Annotated in this window: 18 protein-coding genes and 2 tRNA genes; 10 read left to right on the top strand and 10 right to left on the bottom strand. The window is 61.3% G+C overall.

Features of this window, described 5'->3' with window-relative positions:
- Positions 1–58: 58 nt before the first annotated feature.
- The 6 genes from xerD (at position 59) to N2A98_RS21435 (ending at position 10,628) form a co-directional block, all read left to right on the top strand.
- Positions 59–955, top strand: coding sequence for a site-specific tyrosine recombinase XerD (xerD, locus tag N2A98_RS21460; RefSeq protein ID WP_044272389.1), 897 nt, complete (start codon positions 59–61; stop codon positions 953–955).
- Between the two features lie 148 nt (positions 956–1,103).
- On the top strand, positions 1,104–1,835 hold the full coding sequence (locus N2A98_RS21455) for a thioredoxin fold domain-containing protein (RefSeq protein WP_003193960.1): 732 nt from the start codon (positions 1,104–1,106) through the stop codon (positions 1,833–1,835).
- Between the two features lie 128 nt (positions 1,836–1,963).
- A complete protein-coding gene (locus N2A98_RS21450) occupies positions 1,964–3,268 on the top strand; it encodes a homoserine dehydrogenase (protein WP_032895431.1) in 1,305 nt (434 codons plus the stop codon).
- A 67-nt stretch (positions 3,269–3,335) separates the two neighbouring features.
- Positions 3,336–4,745, top strand: a complete 1,410-nt coding sequence (thrC, locus tag N2A98_RS21445) for a threonine synthase (protein ID WP_003193958.1) — start codon at positions 3,336–3,338, stop codon at positions 4,743–4,745.
- 286 nt (positions 4,746–5,031) lie between these two features.
- Positions 5,032–8,604 (top strand): transporter substrate-binding domain-containing protein, encoded by a 3,573-nt coding sequence (locus N2A98_RS21440; RefSeq protein ID WP_275623629.1) that lies wholly within the window; start codon positions 5,032–5,034, stop codon positions 8,602–8,604.
- Positions 8,605–9,383: 779 nt separating this feature from the next.
- Positions 9,384–10,628 (top strand): EAL domain-containing response regulator, encoded by a 1,245-nt coding sequence (locus N2A98_RS21435; RefSeq protein ID WP_044268032.1) that lies wholly within the window; start codon positions 9,384–9,386, stop codon positions 10,626–10,628.
- On the opposite strand, the gene N2A98_RS21430 is transcribed toward N2A98_RS21435, so the two are convergent.
- Positions 10,597–11,259, bottom strand: coding sequence for a response regulator transcription factor (locus N2A98_RS21430; RefSeq protein ID WP_275622616.1), 663 nt, complete (start codon positions 11,257–11,259; stop codon positions 10,597–10,599). The genes N2A98_RS21435 and N2A98_RS21430 overlap by 32 nt on opposite strands.
- A 207-nt stretch (positions 11,260–11,466) precedes the next feature.
- Between N2A98_RS21430 and N2A98_RS21425 the strand changes: the two genes are divergently transcribed.
- Complete coding sequence (locus N2A98_RS21425; RefSeq protein WP_020301357.1) at positions 11,467–11,751, top strand: DUF3509 domain-containing protein; 285 nt, start codon at positions 11,467–11,469, stop codon at positions 11,749–11,751.
- A gap of 170 nt (positions 11,752–11,921) precedes the next feature.
- Here the strand turns inward: N2A98_RS21425 and N2A98_RS21420 are convergent, their stop codons facing one another.
- Positions 11,922–13,121 carry a CaiB/BaiF CoA-transferase family protein gene (locus N2A98_RS21420; protein WP_072435087.1) on the bottom strand — a complete coding sequence of 400 codons (1,200 nt, stop codon included), beginning with the start codon at positions 13,119–13,121 and terminating at the stop codon, positions 11,922–11,924.
- Between the two features lie 137 nt (positions 13,122–13,258).
- Here N2A98_RS21420 and N2A98_RS21415 point away from each other — a divergent pair, with 137 nt between their 5' ends.
- Positions 13,259–13,801 (top strand): YaeQ family protein, encoded by a 543-nt coding sequence (locus tag N2A98_RS21415; RefSeq protein WP_003193952.1) that lies wholly within the window; start codon positions 13,259–13,261, stop codon positions 13,799–13,801.
- Between the two features lie 158 nt (positions 13,802–13,959).
- Entirely contained in the window at positions 13,960–15,669 is a 1,710-nt protein-coding gene (gene recJ / locus N2A98_RS21410) for a single-stranded-DNA-specific exonuclease RecJ (RefSeq protein ID WP_044268020.1), read from the top strand.
- 139 nt (positions 15,670–15,808) lie between these two features.
- On the opposite strand, the gene N2A98_RS21405 is transcribed toward recJ, so the two are convergent.
- From N2A98_RS21405 to N2A98_RS21390, 4 genes are all read right to left on the bottom strand, one after another.
- Complete coding sequence (locus N2A98_RS21405; protein WP_275622615.1) at positions 15,809–17,089, bottom strand: AcvB/VirJ family lysyl-phosphatidylglycerol hydrolase; 1,281 nt, start codon at positions 17,087–17,089, stop codon at positions 15,809–15,811.
- On the bottom strand, positions 17,089–19,731 hold the full coding sequence (gene mprF, locus N2A98_RS21400; RefSeq protein ID WP_047711697.1) for a bifunctional lysylphosphatidylglycerol flippase/synthetase MprF: 2,643 nt from the start codon (positions 19,729–19,731) through the stop codon (positions 17,089–17,091). The genes N2A98_RS21405 and mprF overlap by 1 nt, the downstream gene beginning before the upstream one ends.
- Positions 19,732–20,011: 280 nt before the next feature.
- Positions 20,012–20,088 (bottom strand) — tRNA-Met (locus N2A98_RS21395).
- A gap of 166 nt (positions 20,089–20,254) precedes the next feature.
- A tRNA-Met gene (locus N2A98_RS21390) sits at positions 20,255–20,331 on the bottom strand.
- A gap of 278 nt (positions 20,332–20,609) precedes the next feature.
- Here N2A98_RS21390 and dinB point away from each other — a divergent pair.
- Positions 20,610–21,668 carry a DNA polymerase IV gene (gene dinB / locus N2A98_RS21385; protein WP_003193948.1) on the top strand — a complete coding sequence of 353 codons (1,059 nt, stop codon included), beginning with the start codon at positions 20,610–20,612 and terminating at the stop codon, positions 21,666–21,668.
- Between the two features lie 476 nt (positions 21,669–22,144).
- Here the strand turns inward: dinB and N2A98_RS21380 are convergent, their stop codons facing one another.
- From N2A98_RS21380 to N2A98_RS21365, 4 genes are all read right to left on the bottom strand, one after another.
- Positions 22,145–23,098, bottom strand: coding sequence for a hypothetical protein (locus N2A98_RS21380; RefSeq protein WP_044270891.1), 954 nt, complete (start codon positions 23,096–23,098; stop codon positions 22,145–22,147).
- Between the two features lie 20 nt (positions 23,099–23,118).
- Positions 23,119–24,834 (bottom strand): proline--tRNA ligase, encoded by a 1,716-nt coding sequence (locus tag N2A98_RS21375; protein ID WP_019817246.1) that lies wholly within the window; start codon positions 24,832–24,834, stop codon positions 23,119–23,121.
- 185 nt (positions 24,835–25,019) lie between these two features.
- Positions 25,020–26,552 (bottom strand): AmpG family muropeptide MFS transporter, encoded by a 1,533-nt coding sequence (locus N2A98_RS21370; protein ID WP_044270894.1) that lies wholly within the window; start codon positions 26,550–26,552, stop codon positions 25,020–25,022.
- Positions 26,553–26,595: 43 nt separating this feature from the next.
- A complete protein-coding gene (locus tag N2A98_RS21365) occupies positions 26,596–26,958 on the bottom strand; it encodes an MGMT family protein (RefSeq protein ID WP_034133585.1) in 363 nt (120 codons plus the stop codon).
- Positions 26,959–26,998: the final 40 nt, after the last annotated feature.

The following is a 26,998-nucleotide window of genomic DNA, read 5'->3' as shown; positions in this document are numbered from 1 at the left end:
TTGCCACAGTTCACTAAATAATTCACGTACTGCCTTGTGCTAAGTCGCTTGAGTGCCCATGCCTGCCATTGACCATCCCCTGATCGACCGCTTCCTCGACGCCCTTTGGTTAGAAAAAGGCCTGTCGGACAACACACGCCAGGCGTACCGCAGCGACCTGGCGCTGTTCAACGGCTGGCTGCAGGAGAAAAACCTTGAACTGATCAATGCCGGGCGCGAGCTGATCCTCGATCACCTGGCCTGGCGCCTGGAGCAGAACTACAAACCGCGCTCCACCGCGCGATTTCTCTCCGGTGTACGTGGCTTTTATCGCTACCTGCTGCGGGAAAAACTCATTGGCGTCGACCCGACCCTGCAAATCGACATGCCGCAACTCGGCAGGCCGTTGCCCAAGTCCTTGTCGGAAGCCGACGTCGAGGCCTTGCTCGCGGCCCCGGACCTGAGCGAGGCCATCGGCCAGCGCGACCGCGCCATGCTGGAGGTGCTGTATGCCTGCGGCCTGCGCGTGACCGAACTGATCAGCCTGACGCTGGAACAGGTCAACCTGCGCCAGGGCGTATTGCGCGTGATGGGCAAGGGCAGCAAGGAGCGGCTGGTGCCCATGGGCGAGGAGGCGATTGTGTGGGTCGAGCGCTACATGCGCGATGCGCGCCACGAACTGCTCGGTGGGCGCCCCAGCGACGTGCTGTTTCCCAGTCAGCGCGGCGAGCAGATGACCCGCCAGACCTTCTGGCACCGCATCAAGCACCAGGCCAAAGTGGCCGGGATCGGCAAGGCGCTGTCGCCCCACACCCTGCGCCATGCGTTCGCTACCCACTTGCTCAACCACGGCGCGGATTTGCGCGTGGTGCAAATGCTGCTGGGGCACAGCGACTTATCCACAACCCAGATCTACACCCATGTGGCACGCGCACGTTTGCAGGACATGCACGCCAAGCATCACCCACGCGGATAAAACCGTCAGAAATGGCCCATTTTACCTGTCGCGGGCTGCCCTCCCGCCCAACTGTGGTAGGCTTTGCCGGTTCGCAAAGGGGACGGCATCCATTGTGGTCCAGATCAGTATTCTGCTCCCGTCCCTGCCTCTGCCTTCAGGAGTTCCCATGCGCTTGACCCAGATTATTGCCGCCGCAGCCATTGCGTTGGTTTCCACCTTTGCGCTCGCCGATGATGCGGCCGAGCAGACCATCCGCAAGAGCCTGGCGAACCTGGCGCTCGACACGCCTATCGAAAGCATCAGCGCCAGCCCCATGGCCGGCCTGTACGAAGTCAAGCTCAAGGGCAGCCGCGTGCTGTACGCCAGTGCCGATGGCCAGTACATCGTCCAGGGCTACCTGTTCCAGCTCAAGGACGGCAAGCCGGTCAACCTGACCGAGAAGGCCGAGCGCCTGGGCGTGTCCAAGCTGATCAACGGCATCCCGGTGGCTGAAACCGTGGTTTACCCCGCCATTGGCGAAACCAAGACCCACATCACCGTGTTTACCGATACTACCTGCCCTTACTGCCACAAGCTGCACGCTGAAATCCCGGCGCTGAACAAGCTGGGCGTGGAAGTGCGCTACGTTGCCTTCCCGCGCCAGGGCCTGGGTTCGCCGGGTGACGAGCAGTTGCAGGCAGTGTGGTGCTCGGCCGACAAGAAAGCGGCCATGGACAAGATGGTCGATGGCAAGGAAATCAAGTCGGCCAAATGCGCCAACCCGGTTTCCAAGCAGTTCGCCCTGGGCCAGTCCATTGGTGTGAACGGTACACCGGCCATCGTTTTGGCCGACGGCCAGGTGATTCCGGGCTACCAGCCGGCGCCGCAAGTTGCCAAACTGGCACTGGGTGCCAAGTAAGCATTTATCGTTGAGCCTTTGACGATCATGGCCCGCCGAAACGTCGGCGGGTCATTAATTGAGAGCCGCAGTTGTGCGGCTGTTTTCACGGCCGACCTAGCGTCGGCCGTTTCATGGGGAGTTCTTCAGTGAAACCGGTCAAAGTAGGCATCTGTGGGTTAGGGACCGTCGGTGGCGGTACCTTCAACGTACTTCAGCGTAACGCTGAAGAAATTTCCCGCCGCGCAGGTCGCGGGATTGAAGTGGCGCAGATTGCCACGCGTTCGCCAAAGCCTCAGTTCGAAACGACCGGTATTGCGATTACCAACGATGTGTTCGCCGTGGCCACCAACCCTGAGATCGATATCGTTATCGAGCTGGTGGGCGGTTACACCGTGGCCCGCGAGCTGGTGCTCAAGGCCATCGAGAACGGTAAGCACGTGGTCACCGCCAACAAGGCGCTGATCGCCGTGCACGGCAACGAGATCTTCGCCAAGGCCCGCGAGAAGGGCGTGATCGTGGCGTTCGAAGCCGCGGTGGCCGGTGGTATCCCGGTGATCAAGGCGATCCGTGAAGGCCTGTCCGCCAACCGCATCAACTGGGTGGCCGGCATCATCAACGGCACCGGTAACTTCATCCTCACCGAAATGCGCGAGAAGGGCCGTACCTTCGAAGACGTGCTGGCCGAAGCCCAGGCCCTGGGTTACGCCGAAGCCGACCCGACCTTCGACGTGGAAGGCATCGACGCGGCCCACAAGCTGACCATCCTGGCGTCCATCGCCTTTGGTATCCCGCTGCAGTTTGACAAGGCCTACACCGAAGGCATCACCAAGTTGACCACCGCCGACGTCAACTACGCCGAAGCCCTGGGCTACCGCATCAAGCACCTGGGCGTGGCGCGCAGCACCGCGGCGGGCATCGAGTTGCGTGTGCACCCGACGCTGATCCCGGCCGACCGCCTGATCGCCAACGTCAACGGCGTGATGAACGCGGTGATGGTCAACGGCGACGCCGCCGGTTCCACCCTGTTCTACGGCGCCGGTGCCGGCATGGAGCCGACAGCGTCGTCGGTGATCGCCGACCTGGTGGACGTGGTTCGCGCCATGACCAGCGACCCGGAAAACCGCGTGCCGCACCTGGCCTTCCAGCCGGACTCGCTGTCGGCCCATCCGATCCTGCCGATCGAAGCCTGCGAAAGTGCCTACTACCTGCGCATCCAGGCCCAGGACCATCCAGGCGTGTTGGCCCAGGTGGCCAGCATCCTGTCGGAGCGCGGTATCAACATCGAGTCGATCATGCAGAAGGAAGTCGAGGAGCAAAACGGCCAGGTGCCGATGATCCTGCTGACCCACCGCGTGCTCGAACAGCACATCAACGATGCCATCCACGCCCTGGAAGCCTTGCAAGGCGTAGTGGGCCCGGTGGTGCGGATTCGCGTTGAACACTTGAACTAACCGATTTGTTCCAGGGGCCCCGTCCATTCGGCGGCCCCTGTTCGAGAATGTTTTAGAGGAGCCAGTCATGCGTTATATCAGCACCCGCGGCCAGGCACCGGCCCTGAATTTCGAAGACGTTCTGCTGGCAGGCCTTGCCACCGACGGCGGCCTGTATGTGCCGGAAAACCTGCCACGCTTCACCCAGGAAGAAATCGCTTCCTGGGCCGGCCTGCCGTATCACGAGCTGGCTTTCCGTGTGATGCGCCCGTTCGTGACCGGTAGCATTCCGGATGCGGACTTCAAGAAGATTCTGGAAGAAACCTACGGCGTGTTTTCCCACAACGCCATCGCGCCCCTGCGCCAATTGAACGGCAATGAGTGGGTGCTGGAGCTGTTCCACGGCCCGACCCTGGCGTTCAAGGACTTCGCCCTGCAACTGCTGGGTCGCCTGCTCGACTACGTGCTGGAAAAGCGCGGCGAGCGCGTGGTGATCATCGGCGCCACCTCCGGCGATACCGGTTCGGCGGCCATCGAAGGGTGCAAGCACTGCGAGAACGTCGACATCTTCATCCTGCACCCACACAAGCGTGTGTCGGAAGTGCAGCGTCGCCAGATGACCACCATCTTCGGTGAGAACATCCACAACATCGCCATCGAAGGCAACTTCGATGACTGCCAGGAAATGGTCAAGAACAGCTTCGCTGACCAGAGCTTCCTCAAGGGCACGCGCCTGGTGGCGGTGAACTCGATCAACTGGGCGCGGATCATGGCCCAGATCGTCTACTACTTCCACGCCTCGCTGCAGTTGGGTGGCCCGGCGCGTTCAGTGTCGTTCTCGGTGCCTACCGGCAACTTCGGCGATATTTTTGCCGGTTACCTGGCGCGTAACATGGGCCTGCCGATCAACCAGTTGATCGTCGCCACCAACCGCAACGACATCCTGCATCGCTTCATGAGCGGCAACCAGTACGTGAAGGAAACCCTGCACGCCACGCTGTCGCCGTCCATGGACATCATGGTGTCGTCGAACTTCGAACGCCTGCTGTTCGACATGCACGGTCGCAACGGCGCAGCCTTGGCCGAGCTGATGAACAGCTTCAAGCAAGGTGGCGGCTTCAGCGTCGAACAAGAGCGCTGGACCGAAACCCGCAAGCTTTTCGATTCCCTGGCCGTGGACGACGCTCAGACCTGCGAAACCATCGCGCAAGTCTATGCCGAGACCGGCGAAGTGCTCGACCCGCACACGGCCATCGGCGTGAAAGCCGCCCGCGAATGCCGCCGCAGCCTGGATATTCCAATGGTGATCCTCGGTACCGCGCACCCGGTCAAGTTCCCGGAAGCGGTGGAGAAGGCCGGCATTGGCAAGGCGCTGGAACTGCCGGAGCATTTGACCGACCTATTCGAGCGCGAAGAGCGCTGCACTGTGTTGGCCAACGACCTGAAGGCGGTGCAGGCGTTCGTCAGCCAGCATGGCAATCGGGGCAAGCCGCTCTGATCGACAGGTCTGCCTGACGGCCGAGGGGCATCTTTGTGCTGCCCCACGATCCAAAATGTGGGAGCGGGCTTGCTCGCGAATGAGGTGGATCAGTCACACATTCAGTGACTGACACAGCGCTTTCGCGAGCAAGCCCGCTCCCACATTCGAGACGGTTTCATCCACCCAAGACGTGGTGGGGCAACAGTCAGCTTTTTTTGCAGTCGGCCAAGCCCGTCCTCGTGACGGGCTTTTTCATTCTGGCGAGCCATACTTGCCCATTCGCCCAATCAAGGAAACCCAACCGGTGCAGGTGTTGATCCAATGGACGTTGAAGCTGGTGTGCCTGTTGTGGCTCACTCAGGTACCCATGAGCCTGGCCGCCGTCAGCCTGCCGTTCAAACTGGTGCCGGCGTTTATCGCGCTTGAACCTATGCCCCTGGCGCCGACCGAGCAGCAGTGGTTGGCGGCGCACCGGACGTTGAAGGTGGGCATTTCGATCGATGACTACCAGCCGATCGACATCACCCGCGACCGCAATCGCTACCAGGGCATCAGCGCCGATTACTTGAGCCTGGTCGGCGCACGGCTGGGCGTGCCCATGCAAGTGCTGGGCTTCTCCGAGCGCGCCCAGGCGGTTGAAGCGCTGCGCAACGGCACCATCGATATTCTCACCAGTGCCAATGGCTACGAGCGTGACGTACCCGGCCTGCAGTTCACCCCGGACTACATGCCCGACCGTTCAGTGGTGGTGCTGCGCCGCGACGATACCCAAGGCGACGACCTGGCCGGCAAAAAGCTGGTGTTGCTCGACGGCTACGCCAACGTGCAGAAGGTTCACGCGGCGTATCCGGACAGCCACATCATGCTCGCGCCCAACCTCTACAGCGGCCTCGAAGCCTTGAAGCAGGGCGACGTCGATGCGTTTATCGGCAATGAAGTGATCGTGCGCGCCTATAAATCGCTGCGGCCTTACCTGGGGTTGCAGATCAAGGAGCAAAGCCGGCTGGCGCCCATCGGATTTGCCTTCGCCACCCGCCAGGCAGATCCGTTGTTGGGGGCCATGATGAATCGCGCGCTGGCAAGCCTCGACGAGTCGGTGCAGCGCGAAATCCTCTCGCGCTGGACCACCGGGCTCGGTGTCGGCATCAGTGGTGAGCGCATTGCGTTGTCGACATCGGAACGGGCCTGGGTGCGCGAGCATCCCCATGTCGTGGTAGTGGCCCAGCAAATGTCGCCTTATATCTTCAGGGACAAGGACGGCCGCTGGGTTGGCTTGAATGTCGACCTGTTGAACCGCATCTCGCGCATGACCGGTTTGCAGTTCATTTATGAAGAGGTGGGTTCTACCGCGCAAACCCTGGAATGGCTAGAAACCGGCCGGGCGCAGATGAACACCACCCTGGCGGTGAATCAGGAGCGCAATGCGCTGCTCAACTTCAGCCATGGTTTTGGCGGCTCCGGCTGGGTGTTTATCGAACGTGCCGATGCCGCGCCCCTGATGGGCTTGAACCAGTTGGACGGCAAGGTGCTGGCATTGCCGGCGCGCCACGTCATGGAGAGCCAGATTCGCCATGACCACCCGCGCATCAAGTTGCGCTTGGTAGACAATTACACCCAGGCCCGTGAGCTGGTACGACGGGGCGAGGCCGCCGCCACGATACAGACTGAAGTGGAAGTGCAGAGTTACGCGCAGGACGGCTTGCGTATGGGCCGCAGTGTCGACGGCCAGTGGTCGTCCAACTGCCTGTCGGTACGCAAGGACCAGCCTGAATTGCTGAACATTCTGAACAAAGCCCTGGAGGCGTTGCCGGTGGCTGAGTTGAGTGCCTTGCGCCTGCGCTGGATCGGTGCCGTGACGATTCCCCCGCCCGTCTGGCAGCGTGTACCGCCCTGGGCTTATTGGACGATGGCCACGGCGCTGCTGTTCGTGTTGGTGTCGTTGGTGTGGAACAGCCGGCTCAAGCGCCAGATCCGCCAACGGCTGGAGGCCGAGCAACGGCTCAATGATCAACTGGCGTTCAAGCGTGCATTGCTCGACGGTATGCCCAACCCGCTGTTCGTTCGCGACCTGGACGGGCGTCTGGTGACCTGCAATAAAAGTTATGAACAGCAATTGGCAACCCGGCTGGAGCTGATCCAGGGCCTGACGCTGATGGAAAGCAAGGTGGTGCCCGACGCCACGGCGGCGCGCCTGCACGAAGGGCACATGGAGCAATTGGCCACGCAGCAGCCGTTGTTTGTCGACCGGCAATTGGAGCTCAATGGCGGCACTTATCACGTCTATCAGTGGACCGTGCCCTTTTTCGACGCTCAGGGCCGCTTGCAGGGGTTGTTGGGCGGCTGGATCGATATCAACGAACGCAAAGACCTGGAGCGCCAGCTGATGGACGCCCGCCAGGCCGCCGATGAGGCGAACTACGCCAAAAGTGCATTTCTCTCAGCCTTGAGCCATGAGATTCGCACCCCCATGACCGCCATCATTGGCTTGCTCGAACTGGAGCAAGAGCGTTGCCTGGCAAGCGGTCAGCCGGTTTCCGAGGCGCTGCAAGTGGCCCATCGTTCGGCGCGCGAGCTGATTGCGTTGATGGGCGACAGCCTGGACTTGGCCAAGATCGAGGCCGGCCACCTGCAACTGGCGCCACAGACCACCGAGCTCAAGGGTTTTTTCGAGGGTATCCAGAGCCTGTTCGAAGCCACCGCGCAACAGAAGGGCCTGCATCTGACCCTGGCGTTTGATCCGGCTGCTCAGGGCTATTACTGGTTCGACCCGCTGCGGTTACGCCAGGTGATGCACAACCTGTTGGGCAATGCGCTCAAATTCACCGAGCGGGGCGGGGTTCACCTCAGCGTGACCTGCCAGCGGGATGAACGCGATAGCGAATACCTGCACCTGTGCGTCAAGGACAGTGGCCCGGGCATCAGCGCCGAGCAACAGCCGCGGGTGTTCAAGCCATTTACCCAGGTAAGCGCCTTGACCGCCGCGCAGCATGGCGGCACCGGGCTGGGCCTGAGTATCTGCAAGCAACTGGTGGAATTGATGGGCGGGAGCATTCACCTCGACAGCGCGGTGGGCGAGGGGACGGTGGTGTGCATTGACCTGCGCCTGGACCGGGTCAGCACCGATGATGTGCCGGCAACGCCCACCGCGACGTTGTCACCGACGGGGCGTAGCCTGTCGGTGCTGGTGGTGGATGATTTGGCGGCCAACCGCCTGGTGCTGGCGCAGCAGTTGCAGTTCCTCGGTCACCAGGTGGTCGCCCTGGAGTCGGCCGAGGCCGCGTTGCAACGCTGGCGTGAGCAGCGTTTTGACGTGCTGGTCACCGATTGCCAGATGCCCGGCATGTCCGGCTATGCCTTGAGCGCGGCGATCCGGCGCCTCGAAGCCGAGGAGCAACGGCCTCGTAGCGCGCTGGTGGGTTGCACCGCGAACGCCATGAAAGATGAACAACGCCGCTGCGAGGACGCCGGTATGGATGAGCTGCTGGTCAAGCCCGTGACTTTGGAACACTGGACCCAAGTGCTGGCCCGCGTGGCGCCCCTGCGTTCGTTCGATATCCAGGCCCTGCGCACCATGACCCAGGCCGACGGGCCGGTGCTACAGAGCATGTTGCAGGAACTGGCCAAGAGCCTGGACCACGAACACGAGGTATTGGCGGGCGCCTTGGCCGAGCGTGACATGGCACGCTTGAACGCATCGCTGCATCGGCTCAAGGGCATTTGCTCCTTGGTGGACGCACTGCCACTCGCCAAGGCCTGTGTCGCCCTCGAGCAGTGCGCCCGTGAGCAGCGCGGCGCCGAGCTTGAAGAACCCTGGTTGCGCTTGTCCGAGGTGCTCAAGGCGTTTCGTCGCGACCTGCAACCCTATCTGGATGCCTGACACCCTAATGCCGGTCAGCTAAGCGAGCGCACCGCTCAACGCAACGACGATCAAGTGTGGGAGCTGGCTTGCCTGCGATAGCCGTAGGTATCTACACAACTTTGGTGCGACGCCGGACCTGTGGCGAGGGAGCTTGCTCCCGTGACGGCCCTGCAGCCGACGCTGATCTAACTGACGCGCCGAGGTCTAAATGTGGGAGCTGGCTTGCCTGCGAAGACGGCCTAGCAGCCGACACAGTTGGATTGTGTACATATCCATTCCTGCGGTAACGGCCACCTAGGGTTCCGCCCTGACGGCGGCTCACTTTTGAAAAGCGCAAAAGTAAGCAAAACGCTCTTGCCCCACCACTCGGCACCTCGCCTAGGCTCGGTGTGCCCGTAATCCGCCAGTGATTTGGGGGGCCGCCGCCACGCGCCATCCATGGCGCGGGGCGGCTAAACCGGCATCCCTGCCGGTTTACCCCCCAAATCCCTGTCGAATTCCGGCCAGCGTGGTTTAACGGGGCGCCTAAGATCAAAAGCAAGATCAAGAGCGGCTCGCTTCGCATCGTGGTTACCGTCTGCTGCTACAGCCCACAAAGTTGTGTAGATACCTATGCTGCGATGAGGGCAGGTCAGCCAACTTATCTGCAAACTGACACACCGTCTTCGCAGGCAACCAGCTCCCACAGGGGATCTGCCCTTCCCACATTTAAGGACGCTTTTAGGACACGTCCTATGGGGCACACCGCAGCATATGACTACTGTGCAAGACTTTCCCTGTACCGACACCACTTACCCATGCGATCCCTGAACGTCCTGATCCTCGAAGACAACCCGTTTCAACTGATGGCCTTGCACCAGATGCTCAATGCCAACGGCGTGTTCAATGTACGCGCCGCGGAAACGGTCGAAATCGCCCGCCAATCCCTGGACAGCAAAGGCCCGGTGGATATCGCCATCTGCGATCTGTACCTGGAGCAGGGCGATGGCCTGGCGTTGATCCGTGAGTTGGCGGAACGTCGCCTGGCCCAGGTGTTGATCCTGCTCAGCAACGCCGAGCCCGACGTGCTGGAAGGCGTGGCGAACATGGCCCGCCAATTAGGGCTCAAGGTCTTGGCGTGCTTGCCCAAGCCGGCCTCGGCCAAGCTGATCGGGCAAGTACTGAGCGATTGTCAGGAGCACTTGCGTCCAGGGCCAGCGGTGCTGTCCTGGGAGCGCGTCCGTCAACTGCTGAGCTTGAGCGAGCAGGAACAACTGCCGCCCTCGGCGGATGTCAGCCAGGTCACTATCGCGGCGTGTGGCACGGTCTGGTACCAGCCCATCGTCAGTCAGGCCGGGGTGTTGCAAGGGGTGGAGGCGCTGGCGCGTTGGCAGTTGCAGGACGGTGAGCTGTTGCTGCCTGACGAGTTCCTGCCGGTGCTGGAGTTTGCCGGCATGGAAGAGGCGTTTACCTGGCATGTGCTGGAGCAGGCGCTTGGCTTGGCGAACCAGGTGATGGGCGAAAGCGGCCAGGTGCTGCCGGTAGCGGTGAACATCCCCGGGCGCATGCTGGAGCGCGAGCACTTCCCCCAGGTACTGCAAGGTTTGCTGCAACTGCACGGCGTGCCCGCCCATAGCCTGACCCTGGAGCTGGTGGAAACCTCGACATTGAAAACCGACAGCGCCCATGTCACCGGGTTGCTGCGCTTGCGCATGTTGGGTTGCCAGTTGTCCATCGGCGACTTCGGCATGGGCGGCACCAGCCTGCAGCATTTGCTGGAGCTACCTTTTACCGAACTGAAAATCCCCCCGGCGTTTGCCTGTGGGATGGCCAATGATGATCGCAAGGCCGCGGTGGTGGCGGGCGCCATGAGCATGGCGGCGCGCCTGGGCGTTGCCGTGGTGGTCACCGGCGTGGAAACCGCCGCCGACTATCACGCTGTGGGCGAACTGGGCGCGGCGTGGCTGCAAGGCTGCTTTATCGCGCGGCCGATGGAGGCCACGGCGCTCAAGCAATGGATCGCGTTCCAGGCTAGGCCAGCCCGTGTTCCTGCACGTAAATAAAAAGGGCGGCATCATTGACCAGCCCGAGCTTGCGCATGGCGCTGACTTTTTGCGCGCTGACGGTCTGCTTGCTGCGGTGCAGGTGCGCGGCGATCTCGCCCACCGTCATGCCACCGGCCAACAGGCGAATCACCTCCAGCTCCCGGGGTGACAGGTGCTCCTGGGAATGCAGGCGATCAGCGCCGACTTCCCCGGCCAGGCTCAGCGCCTGGCGGATGGTCTGGGCCACGTAGGTGCGTTGCTGGCGCACCTGGCGGATCGCCTGGGGCAGCTCATCGGCCAGGCTGGCCTTGCTCAGCAAACCCATCACACCCAATTCCAGGATGGAATGAAACAAGCCGGCATTGTTGAGCATGGTCACCACCACAATGGGCAGGTGCGGATAGTGCCGGCGCAGTTGCTCGATCAAGCGCAGCCCGTCGGCCTGAGGCTCGACGGGCATCATGAAGTCCGTCACCACCACATCGCAGGCACAGTGTTGCAACACTGCACTGAGAGACTGAGGGGAATTGGCCTCGCCGACGATGCTGATCTGCGGGTCCCGTTCGAGCACGGCGCGCAGGCCGATCAGGAAAATCGGGTGATCGTCGGCAATCACGATACGCAAAGGCGGTTCAGACGCAGCTCTCAAGTCAGGCTCCCGGGATAATCCAGGGATTCTAGCCTGTGCGCCGTTGTTTTTTCTCTGTCATCTTTTCCGTGCATGCTCGTTTTCCTCAAGCAGTGGATTACACAAAAGGTAGAACTTTCTGCTTTGAGCACGGGTCACTTGAATGTCAGCCTCTTCGTGACATTTTTGTTTTTCGAACCTTTTTCGAATGATTGAGTGGTGATCGAGATGGAAAGTATCAACCTATTGCTCAGCCAAGCACTGAGCCCTTATCAGGTTACGCTGACCTCTGCCGGTATGCGCGACGACTGCCTGGTAACCGTGAAGAACCCCGGTGGCGCCATCGTGGTTGAACGTGAAGTCGATCGTGCGCAATTGAGCGACAAGCGCGCGCTGGTGGATGTGGTGGATTGCCTGCTTCGCGACCTGAAAATTGCCGAAGGCCGCCTGGAACCTTCAGTCATCGCCGCCTTGCGCAACGCCTCCCAGACCCGTGGCGGCGCACTGGCATGAAACATTATTTTTCTTCGGAACCTTCCTACAAGGTGTTCAGTCAGAGTTTGTAACAGCAAGAGCAGGCATTGTGCTCCGGTGTTTGTAGCTTGCTGTACTGGTCTTTGTAGGCCACGTTTAACCCCGAGTTGTCTCCCCACTGCTCGGGGTTTCTTTTTGCCTGCAATTTGTCAGATCGCCCCGTCCTCGCGCAGGCGGGTGATAGCTGCGGCGTCGTAGCCCAGGGCATTGAGCACCAGGCTGTTGTGTTCACCCAATTGCGGGCCAACCCATTCGCAACTGCCCGGAGTGTCCGAGAGCTTGGGCACGATGCCGGGCATCTTGAAGTCCTTGCCGCCTGGCAACTGCGCCTTGAGGAACATTTCCCGGGCCAGGAATTGCGGGTCGCCCAGCATGTCTTCGGCGCTGTAGATACGGCTGGCGGGTACCTCGGCTTTATTCAGATGCTCAATCACCTGGTCGAGCGACAGCGAATTGACCCAGCGATCAATCACGCCGTACAGCTCGTCGCGGCGAGCGTCACGCCCGTCATTGCTGGCCAGTGCAGGGTCGTTCGCCAGGTCGTCACGGCCGATCACCCGCATGAAGCGCTTGAAGATCGCATCGCCATTGGCGCCGATCTGCACATGCTTGCCGTCTGCGGTGGTGTGGATCGAGGACGGGGTGATGCCGGGCATGATGTTGCCGGTGCGCTCACGGATAAACCCGAACACATCGAACTCGGGGATCATGCTTTCCATCATGGCGAAGATGGCTTCGTACAGCGCCACATCCACCACTTGGCCCAGGCCGCCATTGACCTCGCGGTGACGCAGTGCCATCAGCGCGCCGATCACCGCCCACAACGCGGCGATCGAGTCGCCGATGGAAATGCCGGTGCGCACTGGCGGGCGGTCCTCGAAGCCGGTGATATAGCGCAAGCCGCCCATGGACTCGCCCACCGCGCCAAACCCCGGTTGGTCCTTCATCGGCCCGGTCTGGCCGAAGCCCGAGAGGCGCACCATCACCAGCTTGGGGTTGAGGGCGTGCAGGGTTTCCCAGCTCAGGCCGAGTTTCTCCAGCACGCCTGGGCGGAAGTTTTCGATCAGGATGTCGGCGTCGGCCAACAGTTGCTTGAGGATCGCCAGCCCCTCAGGGTGCTTGAGGTTGAGGGTCAGGGACTGCTTGTTGCGCGCCTGTACGAACCACCACAGCGAAGTGCCTTCATACAGCTTGCGCCATTTGCGCAGCGGGTCGCCGCCGTCCGGGGATTCGACCTTGATCACCTCGGCGCCGAATTCGGCGCAGATGCGTGAGGCAAACGGGCCGGCGATCAGAGTGCCCAGTTCGATGACTTTCAGGCCGGCAAGTGGTTTGGCATTGAGCGACATGGGGATCCTTACAAGCGCTGGACGATGATGTACTGCTTTTTAACATAGGCGAGCTGCGTGGATGCAGCGCAGTATTCGTTCAATGCCCTCGCCATCGGTTAGACTGGCCGCCTTTCCTTGTCTTTAGAAGCCCGTTCATGGCCCAGCCGTCCACGACCTACAAATTCGAACTCAACCTCACCGACCTCGACCGCTCGGTGTATGAGAGCGTCAAACAGACCATCGCCCGCCACCCTTCGGAAACCGAAGAGCGCATGACCGTGCGCCTACTGGCCTACGCCCTCTGGTACAACGAGCAATTGGCGTTCGGGCGTGGCCTGTCGGATGTGGACGAACCGGCCCTTTGGGAAAAAAGCCTGGATGATCGGGTTTTGCACTGGATCGAAGTCGGCCAGCCGGATGCCGACCGCCTGACCTGGTGCTCGCGCCGCACCGAACGCACCAGCCTGCTGGCCTATGGCAGCCTGCGCGTGTGGGAAGGCAAGGTAGTGCCGGTGGCCAACAACCTGAAAAACGTGCACATCGCTGCCGTGCCCCAGGAAGTGTTGGAGACCCTGGCCAAGGACATGCCGCGGGTGATCAAGTGGGACGTAATGATCAGCGAAGGCACGATCTTTGTGACCGATGACCGTGGCCAGCATGAAGTGCAACTGCAATGGCTGGTCGGCGAGCGCGGTTGAAAAAGGTGGGAGCTGGCTTGCCTGCGATGGCATCCACTCGGTGTGCCTGATGTACCGAGTTGTAGGCATCGCAGGCAAGCCAGCTCCCACACTTGATCTTTGTTGCGTTCACTATCTGTGTTTAACCGATGTATTAGAAGAGAAGCTCCCGTCACCCCATGCGTATCGATCCCCGCCCTTTGCCCGCCGTCCTGCCTTTTCTCGGTGAACTGCCGCCGTTGTTGACCCGCCTTTACGCCGCACGCGGGGTGCAATCGGAAGCCGAGCTGGACAAGAGCCTGGCGCGGTTGATTCCCTATCAGCAGCTCAAGGGCATCGACGCGGCGGTGGACTTGCTGGTGACGGCCCTGGAGCAGCGCCAGCGCATCCTGATCGTTGGTGACTTCGACGCCGATGGCGCCACGGCGAGCACCGTGGGCACCCTGGGCTTGCGTTTGCTCGGCGCGGCCCATGTCGACTATCTGGTGCCCAACCGCTTCGAATACGGCTATGGCCTGACCCCGGAAATCGTCGCGGTGGCCCTGCAGCGCGAGCCGCAGTTGCTGATCACCGTGGACAACGGCATCTCCAGCGTCGAAGGCGTGGCGGCGGCGAAGGCGGCGGGGTTGCAGGTGCTGGTCACCGACCACCACTTGCCCGGTGATGAACTGCCGGCCGCCGACGCCATCGTCAATCCGAACCAGCCGGGCTGCACGTTTCCCAGCAAGGCCCTGGCCGGGGTCGGCGTGATCTTTTACGTGCTGATGGCCCTGCGCGCGCGCTTGCGCAGCCTGGGTTGGTATGACAGCAAGCCCCAGCCGAACATCGGTGAACTGCTTGACCTGGTGGCCCTGGGCAGCGTCGCTGACGTGGTGCCGCTGGACGCCAACAACCGCATCCTCGTGCACCAGGGCCTGGAGCGTATTCGGGCCGGTCGGGCACGGCCGGGGATCAAGGCGATTCTGGAAGTGGCCAAGCGTGATCATGCGCGTATCACCTCCACCGACCTGGGTTTTATCCTCGGCCCGCGCCTGAATGCCGCCGGACGCCTGGACGATATGAGCCTGGGCATCGAATGCCTGCTCACCACCGACTTCGCCGCTGCACGGGAAATGGCCGCGCAACTGGACGGCATGAACCAGGACCGTAAATCCATCGAACAAGGCATGCAGCGCGAGGCCCTGGCCCAGCTCAAGGACTTGCCGGTGGAGTCGATGCCGTACGGCTTATGCCTGTTCGACCCGGAGTGGCACCAAGGGGTGATCGGCATCCTCGCGTCGCGTATGAAGGAACGGTACTTTCGCCCGACCATCGCCTTCGCCGATGCCGGCGATGGCTTGCTCAAGGGCTCTGGACGCTCGGTGCAGGGCTTTCATATCCGCGATGCGCTGGCGGTCGTCGCCAGCCAGCATCCCAACCTGATCACCAAATACGGCGGCCACGCCATGGCGGCGGGGCTGACCTTGCCTGAAGCCAACTTCCCGTTGTTCGCCGAAGCCTTTGATGCCGAAGTGCGTCGGCAACTGCGCGAAGAAGACCTCACCGGCCGCCTGCTTTCAGACGGTACCCTGGCGGTGGAAGAGTTTCACCTGGAACTGGCCCGCGCCCTGCGCCATGCCGGCCCGTGGGGGCAGCACTTTCCCGAGCCGTTGTTTCACGGGGTATTTCAGTTGGTGGAGCAGCGGGTGGTGGGCGAGCGGCATTTGAAAGTGGTGCTCAAGAGCGAATGCGGGTCGGTGAAGCTCGATGGCATTGCCTTTGGCGTGGACCGCGAAGTGTGGCCGAACCCGACCGTGCGGTGGGTGGAGTTGGCGTACAAGCTGGATGTGAATGAATTTCGTGGCAATGAGACGGTGCAGTTGATGATTGCCCACATCGAACCGCGCTGATTATTAGCAACACCACACATCAAAAATGTGGGAGCGGGCTTGCTCGCGAATGCGGAGTGTCAGTCAATACTGCTGTGACTGATCCACCGCTTTCGCGAGCAAGCCCGCTCCCACATTTTGTTTTGTGTATGGCTCGGGATTACTCGGCTTTGGCCTGATGCTTGACGATAATATCCACCAAGCGCTTGGCCAGCGCCGGGTAGTTCTCATCGAAGTGATGCCCGCCCGGCAGCTTCATGGCCTCGCCCACGGCGGTTTTGTCGGTGCAGCCGCTCTCGTCGACTTCTTCGGCGCCGTAGATGCACACGACTTTTTCAGGCGGCAGCTTGGCCATTTCCGGGCCGGTGGCGGCTTCTTTGCCGGCGTTGCCCAGCCAGCCTTCCACTTCGATTTCAAAGCTGCCGGTGCGGGCGAAGGCCAGCAGGATGATCGCGTCTACCCGTTGCTGTTCGTTCTCTGGCATACGGTTGTAGATCGCCGGCAATACGTCGGCGCCGAACGAGTAACCGGTCAACACGAAGCGCTTGGTGCCCCACTTTTGCCGGTAGTGTTGCATCAGCTCGGTGAGGTCCTTGGCGCTTTGCTCAGGCGTCTTGTGCTGCCAGTAGTAGCGCAGGGTGTCGATGCCCACCACCGGGTAGCCGATCTTCGCCATCTCGCCCGCCACGTCGCGATCCAGGTCGCGCCAGCCGCCGTCACCGGAGAGGAACAGGGTCACGGTGTCCTTGGCTTGGCCGGCGGGTACTTCCACCACCGGAATTGCCAGGCCGCCGTTGTCCGAACCGACCAGTTGCTTGCGCAGTTCGTTGTTCAGCACCTGTGGGTAATGAATGTCGTAGTCGCTGATGCTGGTCGTGGCGCGCGGTGTGTCACGTACGAAACTGGCGCTCTCATCGTCGGGGTTATCGTTCCACGCCACCAGCCAGTTGCCATGGGCGGCGGTTTTCGGCAGCGGGTCGTTGCAGCCTTCCTGTTTCAGGGCGAAGCCCACAGAGATGGCGTTGGCCTTGTCGTCGTTCTGGGTGGCCAGCCAGCGCCAGGCGAGTGCGGCGCCAGGGCCGATGCCGCTGACCAGGGTCGCCGGGCCTTTGAGCTGGGCCAGGGCGCCTTGCAGGGCTTTTTGCTGCGCCGCGCAGTCATCCTTGGGCAGCACCACCTGAACCAATTGCGCAGCACCGCCCTGGCTCAGGGCCATCAGTTGGCTGTCGGTCAAGGTTTCGTCGGCCATCACCGCCACGGCCACGCGGGCTTTTGCGTTGCTGGCCGGGGTTACGCGGGTCATTACCGAACCGTCGGCCTGGGGCAAGTGCTCCAGGGTCGGCTGCGGGGCAGGGCGGTTCCAGTACCAGAAGCCACCCGCCGCGATCAGCGCAAGCAGCACCACTAAAGCCAATACATACCGCCAGGAGCGTCGAATCATCAGCGTTTCACCAATCCAGTCAAGCCGCCCGCGATCAGGGCGGCGGTATCGGCCAATGCCACCAGCGGATCCAGTCCTGCGGGCACGGCCATGTAACGGGGTTCCCAGTCTGGCTGGAACTTGTCTTTGAAGCGGCGCAAACCTTGGAAGTTATACAGTTGCTCGCCACGGCGGAACACCATCGAACCCAGGCGTTGGGTCAGCGGTGCGCCACGGCGCGGTTGCAAGCCCGACAACGGCACCATGCCGAGGCTGAAGCGCGCGTAGTCGTGGCTCTTATAATGTTGAATCAGGCCCACCATCATGAATTCCATGGTCAACTTGGGCGCGTCCGGGTGGGCACGCATCAGGTCGAGGCTGGCCAGGTCATGGTTGTAGGTTTCGAGCAAGTTGGCGAAGGCCACCGGGCGCCCTTCGAAGCGAATGATCGCGATACGAAAGTGCTTGAGGTAATCATCGCTGAAACGGCCCAGGGAGAAGCCCTTTTCCCGCACATTCTTACCTGTAAGCCAGGCATCGGAGATGACTTTTAATTCATCCATAGGCGCCTTGCCCGGTTCGCAGATCTCCAGGGACAGGCCGTCCCGGGTGCCACGGTTCCAGGTGTAGCGCAAATCCTTCATTTCTTTGCCCTTGGCTTCCAGGTCAAAGCGTTTCAGATCGACGCGGGCTTCTTCACCCAGCTTGATCGCGGTGAGGCCGATGTCCATGTAATACGGCAGGTTCTCGGCGCGTACCTGGTAGAACACCGGGCGGGCGTGGTGGATGTCGCACAGGTCGCGGAACTGCCAGATCATCTCGGCGCGCGGCTGGGTCGGGCCGATCGGGTCGTACAGGGCCACCAGGCTACGCCCGCGACGGGCATACATCAGGAAGGCTTCATCGTTGGGGTGAAACAGCAGCGCCTTGTCGCCGGTGAGCGCCAGGCCGCCGTCGGGTTGGGACGAGGCCATCAGGATCTTGCTGGCGCGCTCCAGTTCTTCCGGGGTCGGCAGGTGAATGACCGGGCGTGCGGTGCGCAGCAGCCAGGTCAGCGACACGATCACCAGCAACACGGCGGCGCCGAGCAGCGAACGCAAGCCACGCGGGGCGTTGGCATCGAGGGTGAACTGCCACCAGAGTTGGTGACTGTAGGGCACGTCCTGATAGGCAAACAGCAGCAGCCAGATCGAGGCACCGAGCACACAGACACTGGCCACCAGGTACAGCGGCGAAAACGGCAACTCGGTCAGGCGACTGGCGCGGTAGAACGAGCGGCGGAAGATGGCCAGCAGCACTGCAGTCATGGTCATCAGGCTGGCTTCTTCCCAGTCGAAGCCTTTAAGCAGCGAGAGCAGGGCGCCGACCAGCAGCAGCACCATGGTCAGCATCCAGGCGGCCGACAAGCGCCGACGCAGGCCCTGGGCGAGCAACAGGCACAACACGCCGATCAGGCTGGCACCGAAGTGCGACGCGTCAATCAGACGATGGGGGATCAGGAAGCCGATGTTTTCCAGGCGTGAGTCGATTTCTGGCGTGGCGCCGGAAAACAGCAGGACCACGCCGGACAAAAAAACCAGGACGGCCAATACTGGCGCTGCCAGCCCTGATGCCACCCGCAGGCTTTGCTGGGTCTGGAACAGGCGCTGGGCCTCGTTGACCAGCAGGAATACACAGGCGATCAGCAGCGGCAGCACCACGTAGATCATGCGGTACAGCAACAAGGCAGCAGCCAGGGGCGCGGCACCGAGTTTGTCGGCAAAGGCCGCCAGCAGGATCGCTTCGAATACACCCACGCCACCCGGCACATGGCTGAGCACACCAGCGGCCAGGGCCAGCAGGTACACCAGCAGGAACGGGCCGAAGGGCGGTGCTTCCGGCAACAGCAGATACAGCACGGTAGCGGCTGCGGCGACGTCCAGTGCGGTGATGATCAGTTGCAGGAACGTCAGGCGTCGGCCTGGCAGGCGCAGGGTACGGCGCCCGGCCTTGACCAGCAGGTTGTCGGGGTAGGGCTGTTCCGGCAGGCGGCGGCGATAGATGCCGATGCACAGCAGCACCGACAACAGCAGCACGGCGCCGGCAATGCCACCGAGCAGGCTTTGCGATAAATGCAGGTAAGTGGAAGCGGCCGGCAAGTTGCTCAACGTGGCCAGCGCGGCCAGCGGCGGCAGGGCACAGCCCAGGGCCAGGCTGGCGAATACGGTCATGTGCGCCACTTCCGAGGCGCCGATGCCATGGCGTGCATATAAACGGTAGCGCACCGAACCGCCCGAGAGCATCGACAAACCAATGGCGTTGCCGATGGCAAAGGCGGTGAAACCACCCAGGGCCAGGGTTTTGGCGGGCAATTGCACGCCAGCATACCGCGCGCCGGAGAACTCATAACCGAGCAGGATAATGAAGCCGCCAACCGCTGCCGCAAAGGCACCCAACAAGGCGGGCTTGGGCACTTCCAGGATCGAATCGTGCAGGGCGTAGAGGTCCAGCTCCAGCAACAGGTGTCGGCAGGCGATCAGGGCGATTGCAAACAGCAGGAGCGTCACGGCCAGGCCGATGGGCTGGCGATACTTGCTCAACAGGTCCAGCCACCGCAAACGGGTGGGAGTGATCGGTTGTTCTGCTGTGACGGTGTCTTGTGGTTCAGACGAGTTGGCGCGCATCAATCACCTCGTGGATTGTGCGCGACAGGATGGAGGTATCCAGCCAAGTTACCAATCCCTATGGACAAAATAATTACAAATATTAACGCGGATCACCGGGCGCGGCGACTGCGGCCATTGGTCGTAGAGGGGTAGCGCTTGAGCAGTGAGCCTAGCGTGCAATGAGATGGACTCTGCAAACCGTCTACGGTTTCATGAAAGATGCCATGCCATTGTTTCAGAAGAACTTTTTCGCCAGATACAAAAAAGGCCACTCTTTCGAGTAGCCTTTTTTGATGTTTGGTTGCGGGAGCCGGATTTGAACCGACGACCTTCGGGTTATGAGCCCGACGAGCTACCAGACTGCTCCATCCCGCGTCTGTGGGCGGCATTCTACAGCCCAACGGCAGGGTGTCAACCGTTAATGAGCCAATCGCTGAAATAAGCGCTAATTATTCTGAAATCAAGGTGTTGGGCGCTTTGTGCAAGGGAAAACAAGCGCGCACAAAAAAGGCCACTCTTTCGAGTAGCCTTTTTTGATGTTTGGTTGCGGGAGCCGGATTTGAACCGACGACCTTCGGGTTATGAGCCCGACGAGCTACCAGACTGCTCCATCCCGCGTCTGTGTGTCGGCATTCTACAGAGGAACGCGAGTGTGTCAACCCGTAAACTGAAGAAAAGCGCTTGTGCTTCAATCGGTTAGCGCTTCAGAGGTCGGTTCGTGAGGGTTCCAGGCCAGGCAGGACAAGGCTTTCAGCTCTATTGGGATGCTAGATTCGATTGAGAAAATATATTCATCTACGAAATTTCCTACCGCTCAGGCGGAAGATTCAAACTACTGGTGCTATATACAGGGGTGAGTGCGATACTGGCCACCCGTTGGTTAACACCCCGTTTATATGACGCAGCGCAAAATCATCCACGTCGACTGTGATTGCTTCTACGCCGCCATCGAGATGCGCGACGACCCGAGCCTGGCGCAAAAGCCCTTGGCCGTCGGTGGCTCGGCAGATCGGCGCGGGGTGATCGCCACCTGCAACTACGAAGCGCGGGCGTATGGGGTGCGTTCGGCGATGTCGTCACGTCATGCCTTGAAACTGTGCCCGGACTTGACCATCGTCAAGCCGCGCATGGATGCCTATAAAGAAGCATCGAAAGAAATCCAGCTGATTTTCCGTGACTACACCGACTTGATCGAGCCGTTGTCGCTGGATGAGGCCTACCTCGACGTGTCTGACAGTCCGCATTTTGGCGGCAGCGCCACGCGTATTGCCCAGGACATTCGGCGCCGGGTCTCCAATCAGTTGCATATCACCGTGTCTGCCGGCGTGGCGCCCAACAAGTTTTTGGCCAAGATCGCCAGCGACTGGAAAAAACCCAACGGCCTGTTCGTGATCACGCCGGACCAAGTCGAAGACTTTGTCTCGCAGTTGCGTGTCAGCAAGCTGCATGGCGTGGGCAAGGTCACCGCCGACAAGCTGGCGCGCCTGGGCATCGAAGACTGCCTGCAATTGCGCGACTGGAACAAACTGGCGCTGGTGCGTGAATTCGGCAGTTTCGGTGAACGCCTGTGGAGCTTGGCCCGTGGGATTGATGACCGCGTGGTGCAGAACGACAGTCGGCGGCAGTCCATCAGTGTGGAAAATACCTTCGACGTGGACCTGCCGGACCTTTCAAGTTGCCTGGCGAAACTGCCGGAACTGATGGAAACCCTGGCCGGGCGCATGGCGCGTATCGACAGCAGCTACCGGGCGGGTAAGCCGTTCGTCAAAGTGAAGTTTCATGACTTTACCCAGACGACGCTGGAACAGGCCGGGGCAGGGCGGGATCTGGAGAGTTATGAACAGTTGATGACCCAGGCGTTCAATCGCGGGGGCAAGCCGGTGCGGTTGCTGGGGATAGGGGTGCGGTTGCTGGACCTGAGCGGCGGCAACGAACAGCTCGAGTTTTCCTGGTAGAAGCCCGAAACAAATGTGGGAGCTGGCTTGCCTGCGAAGGCGGCCTAACAGTCAACACAGTTGGACCGGGGACATATCCATTATTTAGGTAACGGCCACTTAGGGTTCCGCCCTGACGGCGGCTCACTTTTGAAAAGCGCAAAAGTAAGCAAAACGCTCTTGCCCCACCACTCGGCACCTCGCCTAGGCTCGGTGTGCCCGTAATCCGCCAGTGATTTGGGGGGCCGCCGCCACGCGCCATCCATGGCGCGGGGCGGCTAAACCGGCATCCCTGCCGGTTTACCCCCCAAATCCCTGTCGAATTCCGGCCAGCGTGGTTTAACGGGGCGCCTGAGATCAAGATCACGAGCAGATCAAGATCAAGAGCGGCTCGCTTCGCATCGTGGTTACCGTTGAGCGCTACAGATTTGTGAGATACCTATGGCTACCGCAGGCAAGCCAGCTCCCACCGTTTGATCTTCACAAGCATTGAGCGATCAGCGTGCGCCAGGGTCTGCCACCAACCGCCCCGCATCCTTGGTCAACGCCTGCACAAACTCCTGCTGCAACTCCGGGTCATTGCGCGTCAGTTCGATCAGGCTTTGTTCCAGCTCGCTGGCTTCTTCTTCCAGGCCCAACTCCGACAGGCGTTTGACCCGGTGCACCCACTGGTTCACCTCGTCATCTTCCAGATCGTCGTAGATCAGGGCATGGGCTTCGAGCAACTTGCTGCGCAGCGTGTTGCTGACCGCCAGGGTCGAGTCGGTATGCACGTCGTCCTGGCCATCTTGCACACTGATCTTCAAGGTGGTGACGCGGTTCAGGTCCTGCTCGGCAAACGGGCTGTCCAACAGGTTCAGGCGCAGTATGCCGTTGCGGTCGGTGGTCAGTTCGTGGGTCTGCTTGCCGGCGGTGACTTGTACCGGGCGTTCGCTCCAGGGCAGGCTCGAATACTCCAGGCGCTTGTCACGCTGGACTTCATCGATAGCCGCCAGGTTCTGTTGCGCACGGCCGTGGGATTGCACGTTCATGAACGGGTTGATGCCGTCCACGCCATAGCTCAACCAGTCATGGGTCACACTCGTGGGCAGGTTGCCGAGGGCGAAGATATTCACCACGTTGGCACCCACGCCCGCCACCAGCGCCACGGCACCCAAGGGCATCTCATAGAGTTTGCGCCAGGGCTGGTAGGGTGTGTAGCGGTCGTAACGACGGGTGACTTCGAATTCGGTGACCTCGAAGGTCTTCTGCTCATGAATGCGAACCCGGCGTTGCGGCAGCTCCAGCACTTTAGGCTCGCCTACGTCGATCTGCAGGCTGTGGTCGAGCAACTTACGCTCGACCCGCTCCTCGTGCTCACTGCGTTGCGACATCTGATTGGCGCAGCCGCTGACCAGCAGGGCGCCGCACAAGGCGGCGCCCCCCAGGGCTCTGGTGTTTCGCTTGAACATGACTTCTCTTGATCTGGTTTTCAGCGACGAATACGCGCCTGAAGGAAAGACAGCACGTCAGCCACCGGCAACGGTTGGGCTTCGGCTTCGGTCCGGCTCTTGTATTCCAGATTGCCATCAGCCAGGCCGCGGTCGCTGACCACGATCCGGTGCGGGATGCCAATCAGTTCCATGTCGGCGAACTTGATGCCCGGGCTGGTTTTCTTGTCCCGATCATCGAGCAGCACTTCAAAACCGGCAGCGGTGAGTTCCGCGTACAGTTTGTCGGTGGCTTCGCGTACTTGCTCGGTTTCATAGCGCAACGGCACCAGGGCCACCTGGAACGGCGCCAGGGCGTCACTCCAGATAATGCCTTTCTCGTCGTTGTTCTGCTCGATGGCAGCGGCAACCACGCGGGACACGCCGATGCCGTAGCAGCCCATGTCGAGGGTGATCGGCTTGCCGTTCTCGCCCAGTACTTCGCACTTCATCGCCTTGCTGTACTTGTTGCCCAGCTGGAAGATGTGCCCGACTTCGATGCCGCGCTTGATCTCCAGGGTGCCCTTGCCATCCGGGCTCGGGTCGCCGGCCACGACGTTGCGCAGGTCGGCCACGGTCGGAACCGGCAGGTCACGCTCCCAGTTCACGCCGAAGTAGTGCTTGTCGTCGATGTTGGCGCCTATACCGAAGTCGCTCATCAGCTCCACCGAGCGGTCGATGATGATCGGCAGCGGCAGGTTCAGCGGGCCCAGGGAGCCCGCACCGGCGCCAATGGCGTCGCGCAGTTCGGCATCGGTGGCCATGACCAGCGGGCTGGCTACGCCAGGCTGGTTGGCGGCCTTGATTTCGTTGAGCTCGTGGTCGCCACGGATCACCAGGGCGATCAGCTTGCCTTCTTCTTCGGCGCGCACGATCAGGGTCTTGATGGTCTTTTCAATCGGCAGATTGAATTTCTCCACCAGGGCCGCGATGGTCTTGGTGTCTGGCGTGTCGACCAGGCGCAGCTCCTCGGTGGGAGCAGGGCGCGAGGTTTCACGTGGTATGGCTTCGGCCTTCTCGATGTTCGCCGCGTAGTCGGAACCGTTGCTGAACACGATATCGTCTTCGCCGGACTCGGCCAGCACGTGGAATTCGTGAGAGCCGGCACCGCCGATGGAGCCGTTATCCGCTTCAACCGGACGGAACTTCAGGCCCAGGCGCGTGAACACGTTGCAGTAGGCCTGGTGCATGCGATCGTAGGTCGCTTGCAGGGAAGCCTGGTCGGCGTGGAACGAATAGGCGTCCTTCATGATGAATTCGCGGCCACGCATCAAGCCGAAGCGTGGGCGGATTTCATCACGGAACTTGGTCTGGATCTGATACAGGTTCAGCGGCAACTGCTTATAGCTGCTCAGCTCGTTGCGCATCAGGTCGGTGATGACTTCTTCGTGGGTCGGGCCGGCGCAGAAGTCGCGGCCATGACGGTCTTTAAAACGCAGCAACTCAGGGCCGTACTCTTCCCAGCGCCCGGATTCCTGCCACAACTCCGCCGGTTGGGTGCTCGGCATCAACACTTCCAGAGAGCCGGCAGCGTTCATTTCTTCACGAACGATGGCTTCGACCTTGCGCATCACCTTCAAGCCCATGGGCAACCAGGTGTAAAGGCCCGAGGCCAGTTTGCGGATCATACCGGCGCGCAGCATCAGCTGATGGCTGATCACAACCGCGTCGGAAGGCGTTTCTTTCTGTGTGGCGAGCAAATATTGACTGGTACGCATGGTAGGCCGTTGTCGGTTGCTTGGACTTGAAATGACTTGGGATTGTACGGGCGCTTAGTGCTGGAGTACAGGCATCAGAATGCAGAGGGGTCTGTGGGAGCGGGCTTGCTCGCGAATGCGGTGGGTCAGCCCAAGACTCGGAGGCTGACACGCCGCATTCGCGAGCAAGCCCGCTCCCACATGTGTCAGTCTTCCTGCGGGGGATTCAGCCGGGCGCGGCGGTTCTCCTGGAACCAATGCAGCGCAATCAGGAACAGCGTCGGCACACCCATCAGGCAGGTGATCATAAAGAAGTTGTGATACCCGAACTTCTCCACCATCACCCCCGAATACCCACCGATCAAACGTGGCAGCAACAGCATGATCGAGCTGAGCAACGCATATTGGGTGGCGGAGAACTTGAGGTTGGTGAGGCTCGACAGGTAAGCCACGAACGCTGAAGTGGCCATGCCCGAGCTGAAGTTGTCCAGGGAGATGGTGACGATCAACATCTGCAGGTCGGGGCCCATGTCGGCGAGCATCACGAACAGCAGGTTGGTGCCGGCCGAGGCCACGCCGCCGATGAGCAGGATCGGCAATATCCCGAACCGCACGATCAACAGCCCGCCCATGCCGGCACCGAGCAGGGTCATGATCAGGCCGAAGATCTTGCTCACCCCGGCGATCTGGTCCTTGGTGAAACCCTGGTCGATATAAAACACATTGGCCATGACGCCCATCACGGTGTCGGACATGCGATAGGTCGCAATCAGCCCGAGCAGTAGCAGCGCCTGCCAGCGGTAGCGCAGGATAAAGTCGTTGACCGGCGTCAGCACCGGCGCCAGGCCCCGGCGGCCCATGGCCGAAAGGCACAGCGCAGTGAGGGTGATATAGAGGATGGCACGCAGGAAGGCACGGTCTTCCATCAGCAGTTCCCACAGGCTCACGCCCTGGAACAGTACGCTGGCAAAGTCGGTGTTATACAGCTGGGTAAACATCGCCGGCACCGAGACCAACAGCACGATCAGTACAAACACCGACACCAACTGGTGCGCGAAGCTGTAGCGCCCGGCCTGCAGTTGGGTGCGCAGTGGCACATCGGGTTCACGCATAAACAATGTGGTGAGCAGCGCCGGCACCATCAACACGCCGAACAGCACATAGGTGCCGGTCCAGGCCGAGTGTTTATAGTTGAAACCGGTGGAGCCGAAGCCTTCGGCAAAGAACAGCGCGCCGGCCGTGGCCAGCAGGGCGGCGATGCGATAACCAGACATGTAGCTTGCCGCCAGGGCGGCCTGACGGCTGTCGTCGGCGATTTCCAGGCGGTAGGCATCCACGGCGATGTCTTGGGTGGCCGACGCGAAGGCGACTATCACCGCAATGGCGATCAACCAGGACAGGTGTTTTTGCGGGTCGCAAAAACCCATGCCGATCAATCCGAGGATCACCAGCGATTGGGCCAGCACCAGCCACGAGCGACGGCGCCCCAGTTTCCCCAGCAACGGCAGGCGCCATTGGTCGAGCAGCGGCGACCAGACCCATTTGAAGGCGTAGGCCAGACCGATCAGGCTCGCATAGCCAATGGTCTCGCGGGCCACACCGGCTTCACGCAGCCACACTGAAAGCGTCGAAAACACCAACATGTAAGGCATGCCGGCGGCGAAACCGAGCAACAACAGCACTAACGTCGAAGGGCTGGCATAGGCGGCGAGCGCGGCGCGCCAGGTTTTACGGGGCATGGGCTGGAGTCTGCCTCAGATTTGCGGAAACAAAGCGCGCACTCTAACCGCTGTGCTCTACCGGACGCCAGCCATGACGCTGAATATCAACACGATTGTTCAGGATAGTGACGCCTTCGCTACGTAAACGCGCACGTTGTTCGTCACCCGAGGCACTGCCCACCGGCAGACTTATCCGACCACCGGCACCCAGCACCCGATGCCAGGGCAATCGCGTGTCCTGCGGCAACTGACTCAGGGTGCGCCCGACCCAACGGGCAGCACGCCCCAAACCTGCCAGGTGTGCCAGCTCGCCGTAACTGACCACGCAGCCTTCGGGCACCTGCGACAGCGTCAGGTACAGGGCAGTGCGGCGTATCTCGGCGGGGCTTTGTGGCGTATCGGCAGGTGAAATCACTGTGGGCATATCCGTTGAGATCGTCGTTGTTTTGTCAGAAACGTCTGTA

Origin of the sequence: Pseudomonas sp. FJ2-5-13 (assembly GCF_029201605.1) — a bacterium.
Lineage (GTDB): Bacteria > Pseudomonadota > Gammaproteobacteria > Pseudomonadales > Pseudomonadaceae > Aquipseudomonas > Aquipseudomonas lactis.
This window is presented reverse-complemented; position numbering and strand designations above follow the sequence as displayed.